This window comes from Stenotrophomonas sp. 63632_Sma, assembly GCF_056482875.1.
In genome coordinates this window covers 2480367-2496018 of record NZ_CM151220.1, presented here as the reverse complement: position 1 = coordinate 2496018, position 15652 = coordinate 2480367, and the positions used below count along the sequence as shown (strand labels likewise).

Sequence of the window (15652 nt, the reverse complement as noted above, 5' to 3'; positions counted from 1 at the left end):
GCATGCGCTGGTTGCCGCTGTTGCCAATCTTGCTGGTGCTGAGCGCCTGCGAACGCCCGGTCGATACCGGCGTGCAGGCGCTGACACCGTCGCCGGTGATCGATCGCGATGCCCCGGCAGCTGCCGAGGAACAGGAACTGGACTGGTTGCAGATGATGCCGAAGGAAGAACTGGCGGCGCTGGAGCGTGGCGAGGGCCCGGAGGTCGAGCACAACGGCAACCGGCGCATGCCGCAGTTCGGTACGTTCCGCACCGTGGACACCGTATTGCAGCGGCCGGTGCGCTTGCCGGGTTACGTGGTGCCGCTGGCCAACGCGCAGGACGGGCGGCTGACCGAATTCCTGTTCGTGCCGTACTACGGCGCCTGCATCCATGTGCCGCCGCCACCGCCGAACCAGATCGTGCACGTGGTGCTGCCGCGCCCGATCGAGATGCCGGACATGTATTCGCCGTTCTTCCTGGCCGGTACCCTGCGTGCCGAACGGCTGGACGATGATCTGGCCGGTTCCGCCTACACCATGCGCGATGCGCAGCTGAGGCCGTATGAACCGTAGTCATCTGCTGTTGGTGCTGGGATGCGTCTGGTTGGCAGGCTGTACGTCGCCGGGCGACGATGCCGTCGTGGTCACGCCGCAGGGCAAACCGGCGCCCTCCGCAACGACCGAGGCGCCCATCGACCGCTGGGATGCACTGCGGCCCGACGAAGTGACCTACCAGCGTCCGCCGCCGCAGATCGGCCTGTCACGCAATGGCATGGACGGGGTGGGCGGGCTGATCGATGACACCGGCTCGGGCACGCCACCGGGGCAGGAGATCGACCATTCCAACCCGGATCGCGCCAAGCAGTTCGGCTCTTCGCGCGTGGTCGACGCTGTCGACGGTCGCGCGGTGGATCTGGATGGCTACGTGGTGCCGCTGGGCACCAACGACGCGGGACTGGTCGAGGAACTGTTGTTCGTGCCGTTCTACGGGGCCTGCATCCATGTGCCGCCACCGCCACCGAACCAGATCATCCATGTGACCCTGGCCACGCCGATCGCACTGGGAGACCTGTGGGACCCGTACCGGCTTGCCGGCCGCCTGCAGGTCAAGCGCTTCGATGCGGATATCGCCAGCGCGTCCTACGACGCGGCGGCGGCGACACTGACGGCGATCCACAATTGATGCGTGCGCGCTGGACCATCGTTGCAGCAGCCTTGCTGGTGGTGGTTGCGCTGCTGGTGCGGTGGCAGCGGCAGGCTGCACCCATCGCGCCACCCGCGATCGCATTTCCGCCGCCTTCGTCCGATGCCCGCCAGCGCATCGAACAACGCCTCGGCGAAGACCACGCTTTTCGCAACGACGTGCTGTTCCTGCTTGCGGCGACCTTGCGCGACCGCTGCCAGCCGGCACAGACGGGGCTGCTGGCGCGCATGGCCAATCGTGCATCGTTGCCGGTGCTGGCGGCGGTCAGTGCGGTGACCCAGAAGGATCCAACGCTGGACCGGCCGATCTACCAGTACATCCAGCATCGTGCCGACGCCACGCGCTGTGGCCAGCCGCTGCAGATGCCGTTGGCCGGCGGGCGCAGCATGCAGGTGGACATCGAACAGTACGCGCGCACCTTCCCGGACAGCTATTTCGATCCGCAGCGCAGCAGCGAACCGCGTGATTTCGGCGGCCTGTCGCTGCAGCAGCGGGCCGGTAACGCCTGCAACAGCGTGGTGTATTCGGTGTTGCCGCTGGGTGGCACCGATTGGCGATGCAGCAGCCTGCGCGCCAATGCCCGTGCGCGGGTGCGCGGGCTGTGCGAGGACGAGCTGCGGCGGCAGCATGGGGCAACGGGCGGGGAACTGGACATGGCCGTGGGGCAGGGCATGCAGGGTGCGGTGGTGTCGGCGATTGCCGCGCTGCCGGAAGACTGCCGATAAGCGTTTACCAGTAGAGCCAGGCCATGCCTGGCTGGCGGTTCAGCCAAGCAGACTTGCCCCTACAGACCCTGAACTGGTGGATTCCGAAGATCATAACTATACAGGATATCCGGTATAGTTCTGGCTGTACTCCACCCCCACCAGGTTCTCCCATGGCTTTGTCCCAGCCCCTGGCCGGTGCTCCGGCCCTGGCGCGTGCCCGTCGCTGGGCGCTGTTGTTCACCGTCGCCGCCGGCCTGCTGCTGGTTACGCTCGACAACTCCGTGCTCTACACCGCACTGCCCACCCTGACCGAGGAACTCTCGGCCAGTGCCGGCCAGGCACTGTGGATCATCAACGCCTATCCGCTGGTGATGGCCGGCCTGCTGCTGGGCGCGGGCACGCTGGGCGACCGCATCGGCCACCGCCGCATGTTCCTGATCGGCCTGGTGGTTTTCGGCACCGCCTCGCTGGCGGCGGCCTTCGCCGACAGCGCCGCACAGCTGATCGCCGCCCGTGCGTTCCTGGCGGTCGGTGCAGCGGCAATGATGCCGGCCACGCTGGCGCTGATCGGCCTGAGCTTCCACGAAGAGCGCGAGCGCAACATTGCCATCGCGATCTGGGGCTCGGTGGCCATCGTCGGTGCGGGCCTGGGTCCGATCATCGGCGGCTGGCTGCTGCAGCACTTCTGGTGGGGCTCGGTGTTCCTGATCAACGTGCCGGTGGTGGTGGTGGCCTTCGTCGCTACCCTGCTGCTGGCACCGGAAGGCCAGCGCGATACCTCGCGGCCGTGGGACCTGGTGTCTTCGTTGCTGGCATTGGCGGCGCTGTCCGGCCTGGTGCTGGCGATCAAGTCGCTGATCGCCACGCCGCCGTCGTATGCGCTGGGTGCCGGTGCGCTGCTGTTGGCGGTCATTACGGGTGCGGCGTTCGCACGCCGCCAGCAGCAGCTGCCGTACCCGCTGCTGGACTTCGCGATCTTCCGCAATCCGGCGTTCCTGGCCGGCACGCTGTCGGCGGTGTTCACCCTGTTCGCGATGGCCGGCCTGCAGCTGGTCACCACCCAGCGCTTCCAACTGGTAGCGGGCTTCACCCCGCTGCAGGCGGGCCTGCTGGTGTCGGTGGCGGCGCTGGGCAGCCTGCCCAGTGCGCTGCTGGGCGGCAGCATCCTGCACCGGGTCGGCCTGCGCCCGCTGATCTGCGGCGGCCTGGCCGCAGGTGCGCTGGGTGTCGGCGTGGTGGCGTTCGGCTTCCCGCACGGCCTTGGCTGGGTGGTGGCTGGCATGGCGATCACCGGCTTTGGCATGGGCTCGGCCATCTCGGTGGCGTCCACTGCCATCCTCAACAATGTGCCGGCGCACCGCGCGGGCATGGCCTCGTCGGTGGAAGAGGTGTCCTACGAGTTTGGTGGCCTGCTCGCGGTGGCGATGCTGGGCAGCCTGAGTGCGGCAATGTACGGCGCCTTCCTGCCGGTCTCGGCGGACATGCCCGAGCTTGCCCGTGACGGCTTCACCCAGGCGCTGCACGTGGCACGCGAAAACGGGCAGGGCGAGTGGTTCGCGCTGGCCACGGCCGCGTATGACCGCGGCTACCAAATCGTGCTGCTGGTGATCACGGCAGTGCTGGCGATGGGCGCGACGATTCTGGCGCGCCTGCTGCGTGGCCGCGTTGGCAGCCGCGAGGGCGCGGCCGATCGCGTAAAATGAAACGATGAGAACCAGCAAGCGCGACCGCATCCTCGACGCCGCCGTCAACGTGATCAATCGTGACGGCGTGCGTGCGGTGACCTTCGAGTCGGTGGCGGCCGAGGCCAAACTGACCCGCGGCGGCCTGCTGTATCACTTCCCGTCGCGCGAGGCGCTGCTGCGCGGCATCGACGAGCATCTGGTGCAGGCCTGGGAAGCGTCGATGGAATCGCTGCTGGGCAAGACCGCAGGTGAGGCCACGGCGCTGGAGCGCTACCAGACCTTCGTGCGTGTGTCGGCGCAGAGCGCCACCCGTGCCGAGCTGATGTTCATGCTCGAATCGGCTGACCCGGACGCCGACGAGCGCCCGTGGGGCCCGGCGGTACGGCGCTGGGCGCCGTTGCCACCGTCGGCTGCGGAACAGGATCCGGCCGCGCTCGACAATTTCGTAGCGCGGCTGGCGGCCGATGGCCTGTGGATCTATGAAGCGATGTACGAAGGGCAGTTGGATGAAAGCGTGCGCGCCCAGGTGGCCGAACGCATCGCCGGGCTTCTGGCGAAACCCGACGTGTCGCCGCCCTTGTAGAGTCGAGCCATGCTCGACTGCTCTTCGCTCCGACCACGAAAACCCCGCGCTGCGCGCGATAGTCGACCAGCGGTCGACTCTACCCTTCTCCATTTACCCAGCCTGTGCTGCGGTCGCCGCCAACCACGCCCTCGGCGAAGCCCCCAATCGCTTGCGGAACGCCTTCGACAACGACGCGGTATCGGCAAACCCGACTTCGATCGCCACCTGCTTGACCGCCACCCCGGCACGCAGCTGCGCACAGGCCAGGCTCAGGCGCCAGTCCAGCAGATAACTGGCCGGCGTGGCCTGCATCACCTCCTTGAACACCGCTGCAAAGGCGCTGCGCGACATGCCAGCGGTGGCGGCCATGCGCGGCAGCGTCCACTCGTCCTGTGGCGCCTGGTGCATCGCCACCAGCGTACGGGCCAGCCGCGCATCGGACAGCCCGCGCATCAGCCCGTGGCTGACCCCGGCCGCATCGGGATGATCCACCACCCAGCGCAGGATCTGGATCAGCGCCACTTCGAACAGCCGGTTGGTCAGCAGCCGCGAACCGCAGCGTTGGCGGTCGGCCTCGGTGAACAGCAGATGCAGGGTGTCGTCCAGCTCGTCGATCGCGGCCAGTGGCACCACCATCACCGGCGGTAGCGACTGCACGATGGGATTGCGCGCGCCGCCATCGAAGTCGAGTGTGGCGCAGGTGAAGTCCGGGCCATCCAGTGGCGCATTGAAGAACACATGATGCAGCGGCTGCGGGTACAGCAGCAGGCTCGGGGTGTCGATCTTCAACCGCGGCAGCGCGATATCGCCGTCGGGGTGACGGACCTCCATTTCACCCTGGCGCAGGATGTGCAGGAACGCACGACCGGGCTGTGGCTCGAAGACATGGCGCCCGCACAGAGGTCCGCTGTGGAACAGCGCGGCCTGCACTCGGAAGCGTTCCAGCAGAGAGGACAGGCGGTCGGGTGCGGAGGTGTCGGTGGGCATGCTCATGGACGACTGGACAACATGTGTGGCTAATTACGACCAATACGTCCGTAGAGTCTACCTAGGATGAGCGGGTCGTCCAATCCGGGCGCTTTCCCAAGGAGATCCACCATGTCCCGTGTCCCCCTGATCGATGCCGCCAACACCACCGCCGACCGCCAGGCCCTGCTGGGCCAGGTCCACGCCGCGTTCGGCGCCACTCCGGCCATGTTCCGCGCCGTGGCCAACTCGCCGGCCGCCCTGCAGAGCATGTGGGGTTCGTTCGGCGCGCTGGGCGGCGGTCGCCTGTCGCCGTTGCTGGGTGAGCAGATCGCCGTGGCCATCGCCAACCGCAATGCCTGCGAATACTGCCTGGCGGCGCACACCGCACTGGGTCGCAAGGCTGGTGCCAGCAGCGAGCAGATGGCCGCCGCGCAGATCGGCCAGTCCAGCGATCCGGCCACCTCGGCGGCACTCGACTTCGCGCTGAAGGTGGTTGAACAGCGTGCACAGATCACCGACGGTGATGTGCAGGCGCTGCGCGCAGCCGGCTTCGATGACGAGCAGATCGTCGAGATCCTCGCCCATGTGGCGCTCAACCTGTTCACCAACTACGTCAACGTGGCGTTCGACGTGCCGGTGGACTTCCCCAAGGTGGCGCTGCGCTGAGGTCCATCAGGCCGGGGGCGTCTTGCTCCCGGCCGTTCTCAGTTATCGTGGCTTTCGTCCGCCTGCAGCCGTTCGGGATGGGTATACACATTGAACCCGCTCTCCCGCGCGAATCCGACCAGGCACAGTCCGGCGCTGCGGGCCAGGTCGATCGCCAGCGCGGTCGGCGCCGACACCGCTGCCAGCACGCTGGCACCCGCACGTATCGCCTTGCTGACCATCTCATAGCTGGCGCGGCTGGAAATCACCAGCAACCCGCCGTCGATGGCGTGCTCGTTGTGATGCAGGGCGCCGATCAGTTTGTCCAGCGCGTTGTGGCGGCCCACGTCCTCGCGCACCCAGCCGATGCGCCCACTGGCATCGGCCCAGGCGGCGGCGTGCGTCGAGCCGCTTACCGCATTCATCGGCTGATGTTGTGCCAGCGTGGCCAGTGCCCGCTGCAACGCGGCATGCGGATAGGTGCGACGCTCGCGGATCTGCGGCAGCGGGCGCAGCACATCCTCCAGCTGGCGCGTGCCGCACAGGCCGCAGCCACCGCGACCGGGCAGCAGGCGCCCATTGGCCGGATCCAGATCGGCACCGGGTGCGTCTTCGGAAACGGTCATCTGCAGTTCGATGCCCTCCAGCTGCGGGCGGACCTCGATCGACAGCAGTTGCGAGGGCGTAGTGATCAGCCCCTCGCTGAGCGAAAAACCCAGCGCGAAGTCTTCCAGGTCGCAGGGCGTGGCCATCATCACCGCGAAGGCGGCCCCGTTGTAGCGCAGTGCAACCGGCACTTCCTCGGCCACCACGTCGACCTGCTGCTGGTGCCCCTCGCTGCGCCAGCGCTGCAACGGGCGCTGGGCCGTACCGGCAGGCGGGATGTGCGGCGGGGTCGAGTCAGGCATGCAGCGCGTCCGGGCAAGGGAAATACGCAGGTGGTGGACCACCCACGGCTTCGAGAATAGCGCAGTGGCCGGGCGCTGACGCGGGTGTAACCGTTGTCATGGCACGCTGCGCTGAAAACAGCGCCTGCCTCTGGCGAAGCGGCCTTGTCCGTGCTTGACTGCGGGGCTGGCCGCGCTGCAGAAGCCGCATCTGGCCCGTCTCGTGCCGTTGATTGTTGTGTTCCTCCTGCCAGGTTCCCGAACATGTCCGAGCAGAAGCCGCCGCGTTACAAGCCCTACAACCAGCCGGCCGGTGGCTGGGGTGCCGCTGGTGCCACGGCCAAGGTGCTGTTGCAGCAGAGTGTGATCGGCAAGGGCTCGAAGGCGCTGCTGGCAATGAACCAGCCCGGTGGCTTCAAGTGCCCCAGCTGTGCGTTCCCCGATGCCGACGAACGCAAGAAGCTGGAATTCTGCGAGAACGGTGCCAAGGCGCTGGGTTGGGAAGCCACCCAGTTCCGTGCCGGCCGCGAGCTGTTCGCCCAGCACACGGTCACCGAGCTGATGGCGCAGACCGACTACTGGCTGGAAATGCAGGGCCGGCTGACCGAGCCGATGCGCTACGACGCGTCCACCGATCACTACGTTCCCTGCAGCTGGGATGAGGCGTTCGCCTTGATCGGCCGTCATCTGCAGGCGCTGGACAGCCCGCACCAGGCTGAGTTCTACACCTCCGGCCGCACGCCCAACGAAGCCGCGTTCCTGTATTCGATCTTCGTGCGCGAGTTCGGCACCAACAATTTCCCGGACTGCTCGAACATGTGCCACGAGCCGACCAGTCGCGGCCTGCCGCCGGCCATCGGCGTGGGCAAGGGCACCATCGTGCTGCAGGATTTCGAGCACGCCGAGGCGATCTTCGTGATCGGCCAGAACACCGGCACCAACTCGCCGCGGATGATGAGCAACCTGGTCGAGGCGCGCAAACGCGGCATCCCGATCGTGGCGGTCAACCCGATGCCCGAGCGTGCGCTGATCCGTTTCGCCGAACCGCAGGACATGGTGCAGATGGCCACGTTCGGTTCGACCGAGATCACCAGTGAGTTCGTGCACATCCGCATCGGCGGCGACCTGGCCCTGATCAAGGGCATGATGAAGGTGATGTTCGAGCGCGAAGCGCAGGGCGAGCGCGTGCTTGACCATGAGTTCCTGTCAGAACACACGGTGGGCCTGGAGGCGCTACGCGAAGACGTGCTGGCGCAGGACTGGGACGAGATCGTGGAGGTCTCCGGCATCACCCAGGCGCAGATCCGCCGCTGCGCCGAGATCTACATCCGCTCCAAGGCCACGGTGATCTGCTATGGCATGGGCCTGACCCAGCATCAGTATGGTTCGACCCTGCTGCAGCAGGTGGCCAACCTGCTGTTGCTGCGTGGCAACTTCGGCAAGCCCGGTGCCGGCATCGGGCCGATCCGTGGCCATTCCAACGTGCAGGGCGACCGTACCGTCGGCATCGACGAGAAACCCAAGCCGGCCTATCTGGACCGCGTGCAGCAGGTGTTCGGCTTCGATCCGCCGCGCGAGCACGGTCATCATGTGGTCGAATCGATCGAGGCGATGCTGGACGGCAGCGCCAAGGTGTTCATCGGTATGGGCGGCAACTTCATCCACGCCGTGCCCGATACGCCGCGCGCGTACGAGGCCATGCGCGGCCTGGAGCTGACGGTGGGCATCGCCACCAAGCTCAATCGCGGTCACCTGGTGCATGGCCGCGATGCCTTGATCCTGCCGGTGGTCGCACGTTCGGAGCGCATCGTTACGCCTGCCGGCGAGCAGTTCGTCACCATCGAGGACGCGATGTCGAACGTGACCGCTTCGCGCGGCGTGCTCGAGCCGGTCAGCACGGACGTGCTCCCGGAGGTCGAGATCGTCTGCCGCATGGCGATGGCAACATTGCCGCACAGCAAGGTCGACTGGGCGGGGTGCATGCATGACTACGCTCCCATCCGCGAGCTGATCGCGGCGGTGTACCCGGAGATCTACACCGGCTTCAACGAGCGTATCCAGCAGCCGCACGGCTTCCATCTGGACATTCCGCCGCGCCGCCGGGTGTGGCCCACGCCCAACGGCAAGGCCAACATCCTGGTGATGCCAGGCCTGCACGTGGACGCGCCGGTGGACGATCCCGGGATGCTGCGGCTGGCCACAGTGCGCTCGCACGATCAGTACAACACCACCATCTACAGCTACAACGACCGCTACCGCGGCGTGTACAACGATCGCATGGTGCTGTTCATGAACATCGAGGACCGGCTGGCGCGCGGGCTGGAGAAGGAGGCGCTGGTCAGCCTGGAGACAATCAGCGGCGATGGCGTGCAGCGGCGCATCGAAGGCCTGACCGTGCTGGACTACCCGATGCCGCGCGGCGCCCTGGCCGGTTACTACCCCGAGTTGAACCCGCTGCTGCCGCTGGACTATTACGATCGGGTCAGCGGCACGCCGGCGGCCAAGTCGATTCCGGTGCGGATGCGGGCGATGGCCGAGGCGATTGCGTGATGCGTTCATCGGCTATCATCAACGGGTGAACCTGCCTGGCCTGCTGCTGAGATGGATGCTTCTCCTTGCCCTGGTGCTGAATGCACCGGCGCTTGCGGTTGCCTCATCCTCGTACGCGGTGCAGTCCAGCGCGGACCATTGCGCCGCACCGCATTTGGCGGCCATGGCCGGATGCTGCGACGAGGCAGCATCAACGGTCTGCCAGAGCAATGAGTGCGAATGCCCGCCGGCCAGCCTCGGCATGCTGGCCACCCTGAGCGGAACGCCAGCGTCACCCTGGCGTGAGGCGCCTTTGCCAGCCAGCACCCAGCAACGCGCACCGCCGCCGTTGCTGGATCCGCTACGCCCTCCCATCGTGTGATTCCCTGCAGGCCTCAAGCGCCTGCCGTAGCTGCTCGACTCATTCTCGACTCTGCCTGTGCCTTCGATGCGCAGGCAGCGGGCCGCGTTGCCCGCATCTGCAAAGGAATCAACACCATGAACCGTTCTCTCTCCCTCGGCCTGCTGCTGGGCACCGTGCTGGCCAGCACCGCCTGCGCACGTGCAGCTGAAGAATCGCCGGCCGCACCGGTTGCCAGCCAAGCCCCGGCGGCACCGATCAAGGCCAGCCCGTCGCAGGTGGATCCGGCACTGCCCATCGCCATCGTGCACAAGACCGCAAGCTGCGGCTGCTGCGGCATCTGGGTCGACCACCTGAAGGCCGAAGGCTTCCAGGTGGATGTTCGCGATACCGATGACATGAACCCGATCAAGGTCCGGCTGGGTGTGCCGGTCGGCAAGGCGTCCTGCCACACCGCCGAGATCGGTGGTTACGTGGTTGAAGGCCATATCCCGGCCGAAGACATCAAGCGACTGCTGGCCGAGCGGCCGGCCGCGCGCGGCCTGGTGTTGCCGGGCATGCCGGCCGGCTCGCCGGGCATGGAAATGCCGGATGGCTACGTGCAGCCGTACACCGTTGAACTGGTGCGCAACGATGGCACCACCGAGCCGTTTGCCCAGCACGGCCAGGGCGGCTGACAGGCGGCGGTGCCGGTCGTCCTGACCGGCACCCTTCGGAGAGCCGAGCCCACCCTCGGCGTGCTCTTTGTAGAGTCGAGCCGTGCTCGACTGCTCTGCTTCAGTCGAGCAAGCTCGACTCTACAGAATCAGCGGGCCCCGGCTGTTTCCTTGGCCAGCTGCGCGTCGAACTTCTGTTCGGCCGCATCCGCGTAGGCCTTGCAGGTCAGTGCCTTGGCACCGGCCCTGGCACCCGCAGCGTAGTCCCAGTTGCTGGCACCCGGATGCGGGGTCAGCAACACGTCGCAGGGCAACGCCCGCACCGTCGCGAAGCTGCGTTTGTAGTCATCGACCAGGCGCGGATAGCGCGCATTGCCCTGCAGCTGGTAGCCCGGTGCACTCAGGCTGTCGGCATAGGCGATGCGCAGCGGCTTGCCCTCGCGGGTATCGGTCCAGGTCCACGCGGTGCTGCCCGGGGTGTGTCCCGGCATGAAGTGCGCGGTGAATTCTATGCCGCCCACCTCGACCACCTCGCCATCCATCACGATGCGGTCTGCACTGGCAGGCGGGTAGGTGATGCCATCGCCGAAGTGCAGGTCATCGCTGCCGCCACGCGCCAGCAGCACTGCCGATTCCGCGTTGGCGACCACATGCGCGCCGCTGCGGCGCTTCAGTTCCGCCACTGGGCCTGCATGGTCGGCATGCGCATGGCTGAGCAGGATCAGCCGCAGGTCCTGCGGTGCCACGCCGCGTGCCTTCATGTTGTCGAGCAGGTGGCCGGCCATCTGTGGCATGCCGCCGTCCAGCAGCACCGCACCTTCGCTGGTCTGTACCAGCAGCGCGGTCAGGTTCTCGGTGCCGATCTGCCAGGTGTGGTCGGCAATCTGCAGCGGTGCCATCGGCTGCAGCCAGGAAGCATCCACGGTGTAGGCCCGCAACTGCGGCAGGGGTGTCTCGGCGCCACTGGCGTGCGCGATCGGGAGAGCAGTGACCAGGGCGAAGGCGAGCGGGGAGAAACGCATGGTTCACGTCCGTTTGAAGGAGGCCCAGAAACTAGCATGGGCCTCCTTCATCGCGTCGCGCATAGATTTCATGGCTCCCATAAGGGCGCCATGGATCAGTACCGGTACTGCCACCCCAGCGTCAGCACCCGGCCGCGGCCCGAAAAATAGCTCGGGTTCGACGGCGTGGTCTGCGAGTAGTAGCTGATGTACTGCTTGTTCGCCAGGTTCTGCACGCCCAGCGTGAAGGCGTGCTTGTCCAGCACGTAGCGGGCCACAAGGTCCAACGTGGTGTAACCCTTGAACTCCGCCACCCGCGCGCCACGCAGGTCGAAGTCGCGGTCGAAGGCGTGGCTGGCCTGCAGGCGGGTGCTCAGCTGTGGTGTCCAGCTCTGCTCCCAGAATGCGGTCAGCCGGTTCGGCGCGATGTTGACGCCGGCCAGGTCGCTGTCGAGGCGGCCATCGACGTCGGCATCGTAGCGGCCGTTGGCCCGTGCATAACCCAGGCCCAGCCGGCTGTCGCCCAGGCGCAGGCGCAGGTTGCTTTCGAAGCCCTCCACGCGGGTGGCCTGGCGCTGCACCGCATAGGCATCGATGCCCGGATCGTAGATCAGCACCGAGCCCAGCTTGGATTCGGAGGTGTAGTAGGCGATGTCACCGCTGAAACGACCCTCGTCGTACTCCAGGCCGATCTCGCGGTTGTCCGACACCACCGGTGACAGGTCGATGAGATTGTCGACGCGTTGGCCGTCGCGATTGATTGCACGCAGCACACGGCCGACGTCGGCCACGGTGTAGCCTTCCGAATACGAGGCGTAGGCGTTGAGGCGGTCATTGATGTACCAGACCGCGCCGAAGTTGGGCAGGGTCTCGCTCATGGTCGGCTTGCCGCCAGCCACCTTGCGCGCGCCGTAGCGGGGCAGGGTGGTGTAGTCGCCTACTTCCAGCTCGCCCTTTTCGTAGCGCAGGCCGCCGGACAGCATCAGGTGGTCGGTTGGCCACCAGTGCAGCTGCAGCAGCGGCGACAGGCTTTGATAGGTGGTCTGCGGTACCCAGTTCATGCCGCTGGCCAGCAGCACCTGGTGGGTGCGGTCGCGCAGGCCGTCCAGGCCCAGGGTCACGTCCAGCGTGGTGTCGGCGATGCGGGCCCAGCTCTGGGTCAGCTTGAAGCCGCGCTTGTCCGATTCGTTCTGGGTCTGGTCCCAGGCGGCGTTGGCGCCGGTGTTGCCCCACGGATCCCACTGGCTGGCGCCATAGCGGCCTTCGAAGTCCACCGCGAAGGCCTGCGCCTGGAAGCGGCCACCGAGCAGGTCGGCGGCGCTGTAGTCCAGCGTCAACGAACGCGAGCGGTTCATCGGTGGATCCAGCGGCGTATCGCCGGGCACCGAAATGGTCGGGCGGCCGGTGCGGTAATCACCGTTCACCGCCAGGTAGTTGTCCAGCCCGCGCAGCTCGTAACGGTTGGCCATCAGCTGCAGGCGGTGGCCCTCGGGAATGTTCCAGCCCAGCTTGGCGAACACGTTCGACGAGGTCGAATCCATCAGTTCGCCCTGCGCGTTGGTACCGATCGAACGGCCCTGGCCGTCGTGATACAGGCCCTGCTTCTCATAGGCCAGGCCGGCCACCAGATCGAACTGCTCGCCGCGCACGCCGACCAGTGCCGAGCCGCGCTGGCCATTGTCATCGCGGCGGCTGGGCAGGGCCGAGCTGTAGCTGATGTTGGTGTCGAGCAGGAAGGCGCCCGGCTCGCTGGGCGCGCTGCGGGTGATGATGTTGACGATGCCACCGGTACCGCCGATGCCCTGCAGTGCGTTGGCACCGTGGATGACCTCGATGCGTTCGATCATCGCCGGATCGATGGTGTGCGAATCACGTGAGCCATCGCGCAGCGGCGTCGACTGCGGCACGCCGTCGACCATGTACAGGATGCCGCGGCCGCGCATGGTTTCGCCGTAGTTGGACATCTTCTCGCGCGCCGGGGCAAATGCCGGGATCTGCGCCGACAGCACGCGCGAGACATCCGAGCCCAGCGCCAGCTGCTGCGCGATGTCCTCGCGGGTCAGCACGGTGATGGTGTTGGGCATCGCGGTCTCGCCCTGCGGCATGCGCGCGGTCGAGGCCGATACCGTGACCCGGGCCAGCGAAGTGGTCGTGGCCTGGGACGCTGCCGATGACGCGGCCCGGGCCGGAGCGCGGGGCTTGGGGGATGCCGGCGTGGCACTCACCACGAACACCCCCGGCGAGCGCTCCTGCATCGCCAGGCCTTGCCCGGCCAGCAGGCGCTGCAGGGCGTCGTGCGGGGTGTAGCGGCCGTCGAGGGCGGGCGCGTTGCGGCCGCTCACGCTGTCGGCCGCGAACAGCAGCTGGATGCCACTCTGCCGCGCCAGCGAGTTGAGCGAAGTTTGCAGCGGGCCGGCCGGCAGGTGCAGTTCGACGGGTGCGGACGCAGCGGACTGCGCGGTGGCGGGCAGCGCCGCACACAGGCAGGCAGCGAGCAGGGTGGGGGCCAGGCGGCGCAGCGCGGCGGGCGGAACAGGGCGGGTCATGCGGGGGTCCTTCGGAAGGGTTCAAGCACTTGCCGGATGGGACGGCGCGCAACCCACCCTCGGCGTGGCAATCAATCGCGGGCGCGCAGATGCAGGCTGCCGTCGGCGGCGGTATGCACCTGGACCGGCAGGATCTCCGGCAGCAGCGCGACCGCCGTCTCGGCACGATCGGCATCGAACACGCCCGACACCTGCAGCGGACCCAGTGCCGGGTCGTCCAGCACGATCGGACGGTCGTGATAGCGCTGCAGGATGCGCAGCACCTCGCTCAGTGGCATGCGGTCGAACTGCAGCCGGCCGGTGGTCCAGTCGGCCAGGTCCGGATCCACGGCTTCCGGCGGAGACAGCGACCCCGGCTGGGCCAGCAGGCGCTGCCCCGGCTTCAGCCGCTGCTCGGTGCCGCCGCCATCCACGCTGACACCGACCTCGCCGCGCCACAGCGTGACCTCGCTGAGATCGCCCTGGCGGTCAACATCGAACACCGTGCCGTAGTTGCGTACCTGTACCGGCCCGGCATCGACCTGGAAGCGGCGCCATGCCGAATGCTGCACCTCGAAGCGCGCATGGCCCTGCGCCAGCAGCACCTGCCGCGAACGCAGATGGCGACGGACCTGCAGGTGGGTTCCTGCGTCGAGCAGCACGCGGCTGCCGTCCGGGAGCTCGATGTCGCGGCGCTCGCCGACGGCGGTCTGGTAGTCACGCACCTGCCAGGCCGGGTCGGCCAGCAGCAGCGCGGCGGCCGCCAGCAATAGCACCGGCAGTACCCGTTTCGCGCCAGATCCGCCGCGGCGCCGCTGCAACTGCTCCGGGCCTGGCAACGGGAAACGCTCCTTCAGTGCCTCCCGGTGCTGATCGAGCGTGTCCTCGGCGGACGGTTCGGTGGGCTGCGACGGCGGTGCCGGATCGGGTGATGCAGGACTCACCGCAGCGCACCGTGCAGCCGGCAGTCGGCCATGGCCAGGCGCAGATGACGTTCCACTGCCTTCAGGCCGATGCCCATCCGCTGCGCCACCTCGGCCTGGGGCAGCTCGTGGATCTTGTGCAGGATGAACACCTGCTGCCGCCGGCAGGGCATGCGCTCGATGCTGGTGGTCAGCCGCTGCAGCGCCTGCTGGCCCTGCGCCTGGCGCTCGGGTCCGGGGCGCTCGCAGGCGCCTTCGGGGAGCTCGGCGCGGGGCTCCACCCAGTGCCGGCGCAGATCCTCGGCGCGGCAGCGGTCGACCGCCGCATCGTGGGCGATCCTGCGCAGCAGCGCGATCGGTTGGCGGGCGTCATGCGCGGCCGGGCGTTCCAGCAGGCGCACACAGACATCGTGCACCACTTCGCGGGCCAGCCCGGGCGAGCGGAACCGGCGATGCAGGTAGTCCACCAGTTCCTCGTAGTGGCGCACCAGCGAGGTCACCAGCGGCAGCGCAGGTGGGCGGGGAAGTGTCGGCTGGGACATCCGGACGGGCAGCAAGGGTGAAAGGCGGGTGCCGGGAGGTCATCCCTGCGCAATGACGCAATACTAATGGGAACTGTTCTCGTTTGCCATGCCGCGATCGTCAGGGCGATTGTTCGCCGCGCCTGGAAAGTGAATCCACGATCATCGGCTGGAGCGCAGAATCGGCCACGGCTAGCCTGCCTGCAGGCTCAAGGAGGTGGACCATGCATGTGCTTCTGGTGATGGTGGGTGGCGTCGTGCTGCTTGGGGTGTTCCTGCTGTTCGGGCGGCTGTGGAGCGTGGGCACCTCACAACTGCCCACGGCCCTGATCGCATTCGTTGCCACCTGGCTGCTGGTGACGGTGGCCAACCTGTGGGTGGGCGTCAGCAGGGCCGGCTACGGGATACGTGAAGAACTGCCGATCCTGCTGCTGGTGTTCGCGGTGCCGGCCCTGCTGGCCGGTCTGCTCTACTGGCGCCTGGCGCGCTGAAG

15 protein-coding genes are annotated in these 15652 nt (G+C 67.5%); 9 read left to right on the top strand and 6 right to left on the bottom strand.

All coding sequences use genetic code 11. The features are described 5' to 3' along the window. The first annotated feature begins 2 nt into the window (after nt 1-2). From ACZK45_RS11615 to ACZK45_RS11595, 5 genes are all read left to right on the top strand, one after another. The gene (locus ACZK45_RS11615; protein ID WP_197615627.1) at nt 3-554 is read left to right on the top strand and encodes a DUF3299 domain-containing protein; all 552 of its coding nucleotides are present in this window, start codon (nt 3-5) and stop codon (nt 552-554) included. Next, entirely contained in the window at nt 544-1164 is a 621-nt protein-coding gene (locus tag ACZK45_RS11610; protein ID WP_478444686.1) for a DUF3299 domain-containing protein, read from the top strand. The genes ACZK45_RS11615 and ACZK45_RS11610 overlap by 11 nt, the downstream gene beginning before the upstream one ends. Next, a complete protein-coding gene (locus tag ACZK45_RS11605; protein ID WP_478444685.1) occupies nt 1164-1910 on the top strand; it encodes a hypothetical protein in 747 nt (248 codons plus the stop codon). Before ACZK45_RS11610 ends, ACZK45_RS11605 begins: the two co-directional genes overlap by 1 nt. A gap of 152 nt (nt 1911-2062) precedes the next feature. After that, nucleotides 2063-3595: an MFS transporter gene (locus tag ACZK45_RS11600; RefSeq protein WP_478444684.1), complete on the top strand. Its 1533-nt coding sequence runs from the start codon at nt 2063-2065 to the stop codon at nt 3593-3595. A gap of 4 nt (nt 3596-3599) precedes the next feature. Next, the gene (locus tag ACZK45_RS11595; RefSeq protein WP_478444683.1) at nt 3600-4160 is read left to right on the top strand and encodes a TetR/AcrR family transcriptional regulator; all 561 of its coding nucleotides are present in this window, start codon (nt 3600-3602) and stop codon (nt 4158-4160) included. Nucleotides 4161-4253: 93 nt separating this feature from the next. On the opposite strand, the gene ACZK45_RS11590 is transcribed toward ACZK45_RS11595, so the two are convergent. Then, nucleotides 4254-5135: an AraC family transcriptional regulator gene (locus tag ACZK45_RS11590; RefSeq protein ID WP_180838710.1), complete on the bottom strand. Its 882-nt coding sequence runs from the start codon at nt 5133-5135 to the stop codon at nt 4254-4256. A 105-nt stretch (nt 5136-5240) separates the two neighbouring features. Here ACZK45_RS11590 and ACZK45_RS11585 point away from each other — a divergent pair, with 105 nt between their 5' ends. Next, entirely contained in the window at nt 5241-5777 is a 537-nt protein-coding gene (locus tag ACZK45_RS11585) for a carboxymuconolactone decarboxylase family protein (RefSeq protein WP_125893574.1), read from the top strand. A 38-nt stretch (nt 5778-5815) separates the two neighbouring features. Here ACZK45_RS11585 and fdhD read toward each other — a convergent pair whose 3' ends face one another. After that, a complete protein-coding gene (fdhD, locus tag ACZK45_RS11580) occupies nt 5816-6664 on the bottom strand; it encodes a formate dehydrogenase accessory sulfurtransferase FdhD (protein WP_478444682.1) in 849 nt (282 codons plus the stop codon). A gap of 243 nt (nt 6665-6907) precedes the next feature. Between fdhD and ACZK45_RS11575 the strand changes: the two genes are divergently transcribed. Together ACZK45_RS11575 and ACZK45_RS11570 are read left to right on the top strand one after the other, a co-directional pair. Then, nucleotides 6908-9193: an FdhF/YdeP family oxidoreductase gene (locus ACZK45_RS11575; RefSeq protein ID WP_478444681.1), complete on the top strand. Its 2286-nt coding sequence runs from the start codon at nt 6908-6910 to the stop codon at nt 9191-9193. 477 nt (nt 9194-9670) lie between these two features. Further along, nucleotides 9671-10210 carry a DUF411 domain-containing protein gene (locus ACZK45_RS11570; protein ID WP_197615621.1) on the top strand — a complete coding sequence of 180 codons (540 nt, stop codon included), beginning with the start codon at nt 9671-9673 and terminating at the stop codon, nt 10208-10210. A gap of 128 nt (nt 10211-10338) precedes the next feature. On the opposite strand, the gene blaL1 is transcribed toward ACZK45_RS11570, so the two are convergent. From blaL1 to ACZK45_RS11550, 4 genes are all read right to left on the bottom strand, one after another. Then, nucleotides 10339-11211 (bottom strand): L1 family subclass B3 metallo-beta-lactamase, encoded by an 873-nt coding sequence (gene blaL1 / locus ACZK45_RS11565; RefSeq protein WP_478444680.1) that lies wholly within the window; start codon nt 11209-11211, stop codon nt 10339-10341. A gap of 95 nt (nt 11212-11306) precedes the next feature. Next, nucleotides 11307-13736 (bottom strand): TonB-dependent receptor, encoded by a 2430-nt coding sequence (locus ACZK45_RS11560; RefSeq protein ID WP_478444679.1) that lies wholly within the window; start codon nt 13734-13736, stop codon nt 11307-11309. Between the two features lie 71 nt (nt 13737-13807). Next, on the bottom strand, nt 13808-14659 hold the full coding sequence (locus ACZK45_RS11555; RefSeq protein WP_478444678.1) for a FecR family protein: 852 nt from the start codon (nt 14657-14659) through the stop codon (nt 13808-13810). Beyond that, entirely contained in the window at nt 14656-15180 is a 525-nt protein-coding gene (locus tag ACZK45_RS11550) for an RNA polymerase sigma factor (RefSeq protein ID WP_032129471.1), read from the bottom strand. Before ACZK45_RS11550 ends, ACZK45_RS11555 begins: the two co-directional genes overlap by 4 nt. 203 nt (nt 15181-15383) lie before the next feature. Here ACZK45_RS11550 and ACZK45_RS11545 point away from each other — a divergent pair, with 203 nt between their 5' ends. Beyond that, entirely contained in the window at nt 15384-15650 is a 267-nt protein-coding gene (locus ACZK45_RS11545; RefSeq protein ID WP_125893560.1) for a hypothetical protein, read from the top strand. Nucleotides 15651-15652: the final 2 nt, after the last annotated feature.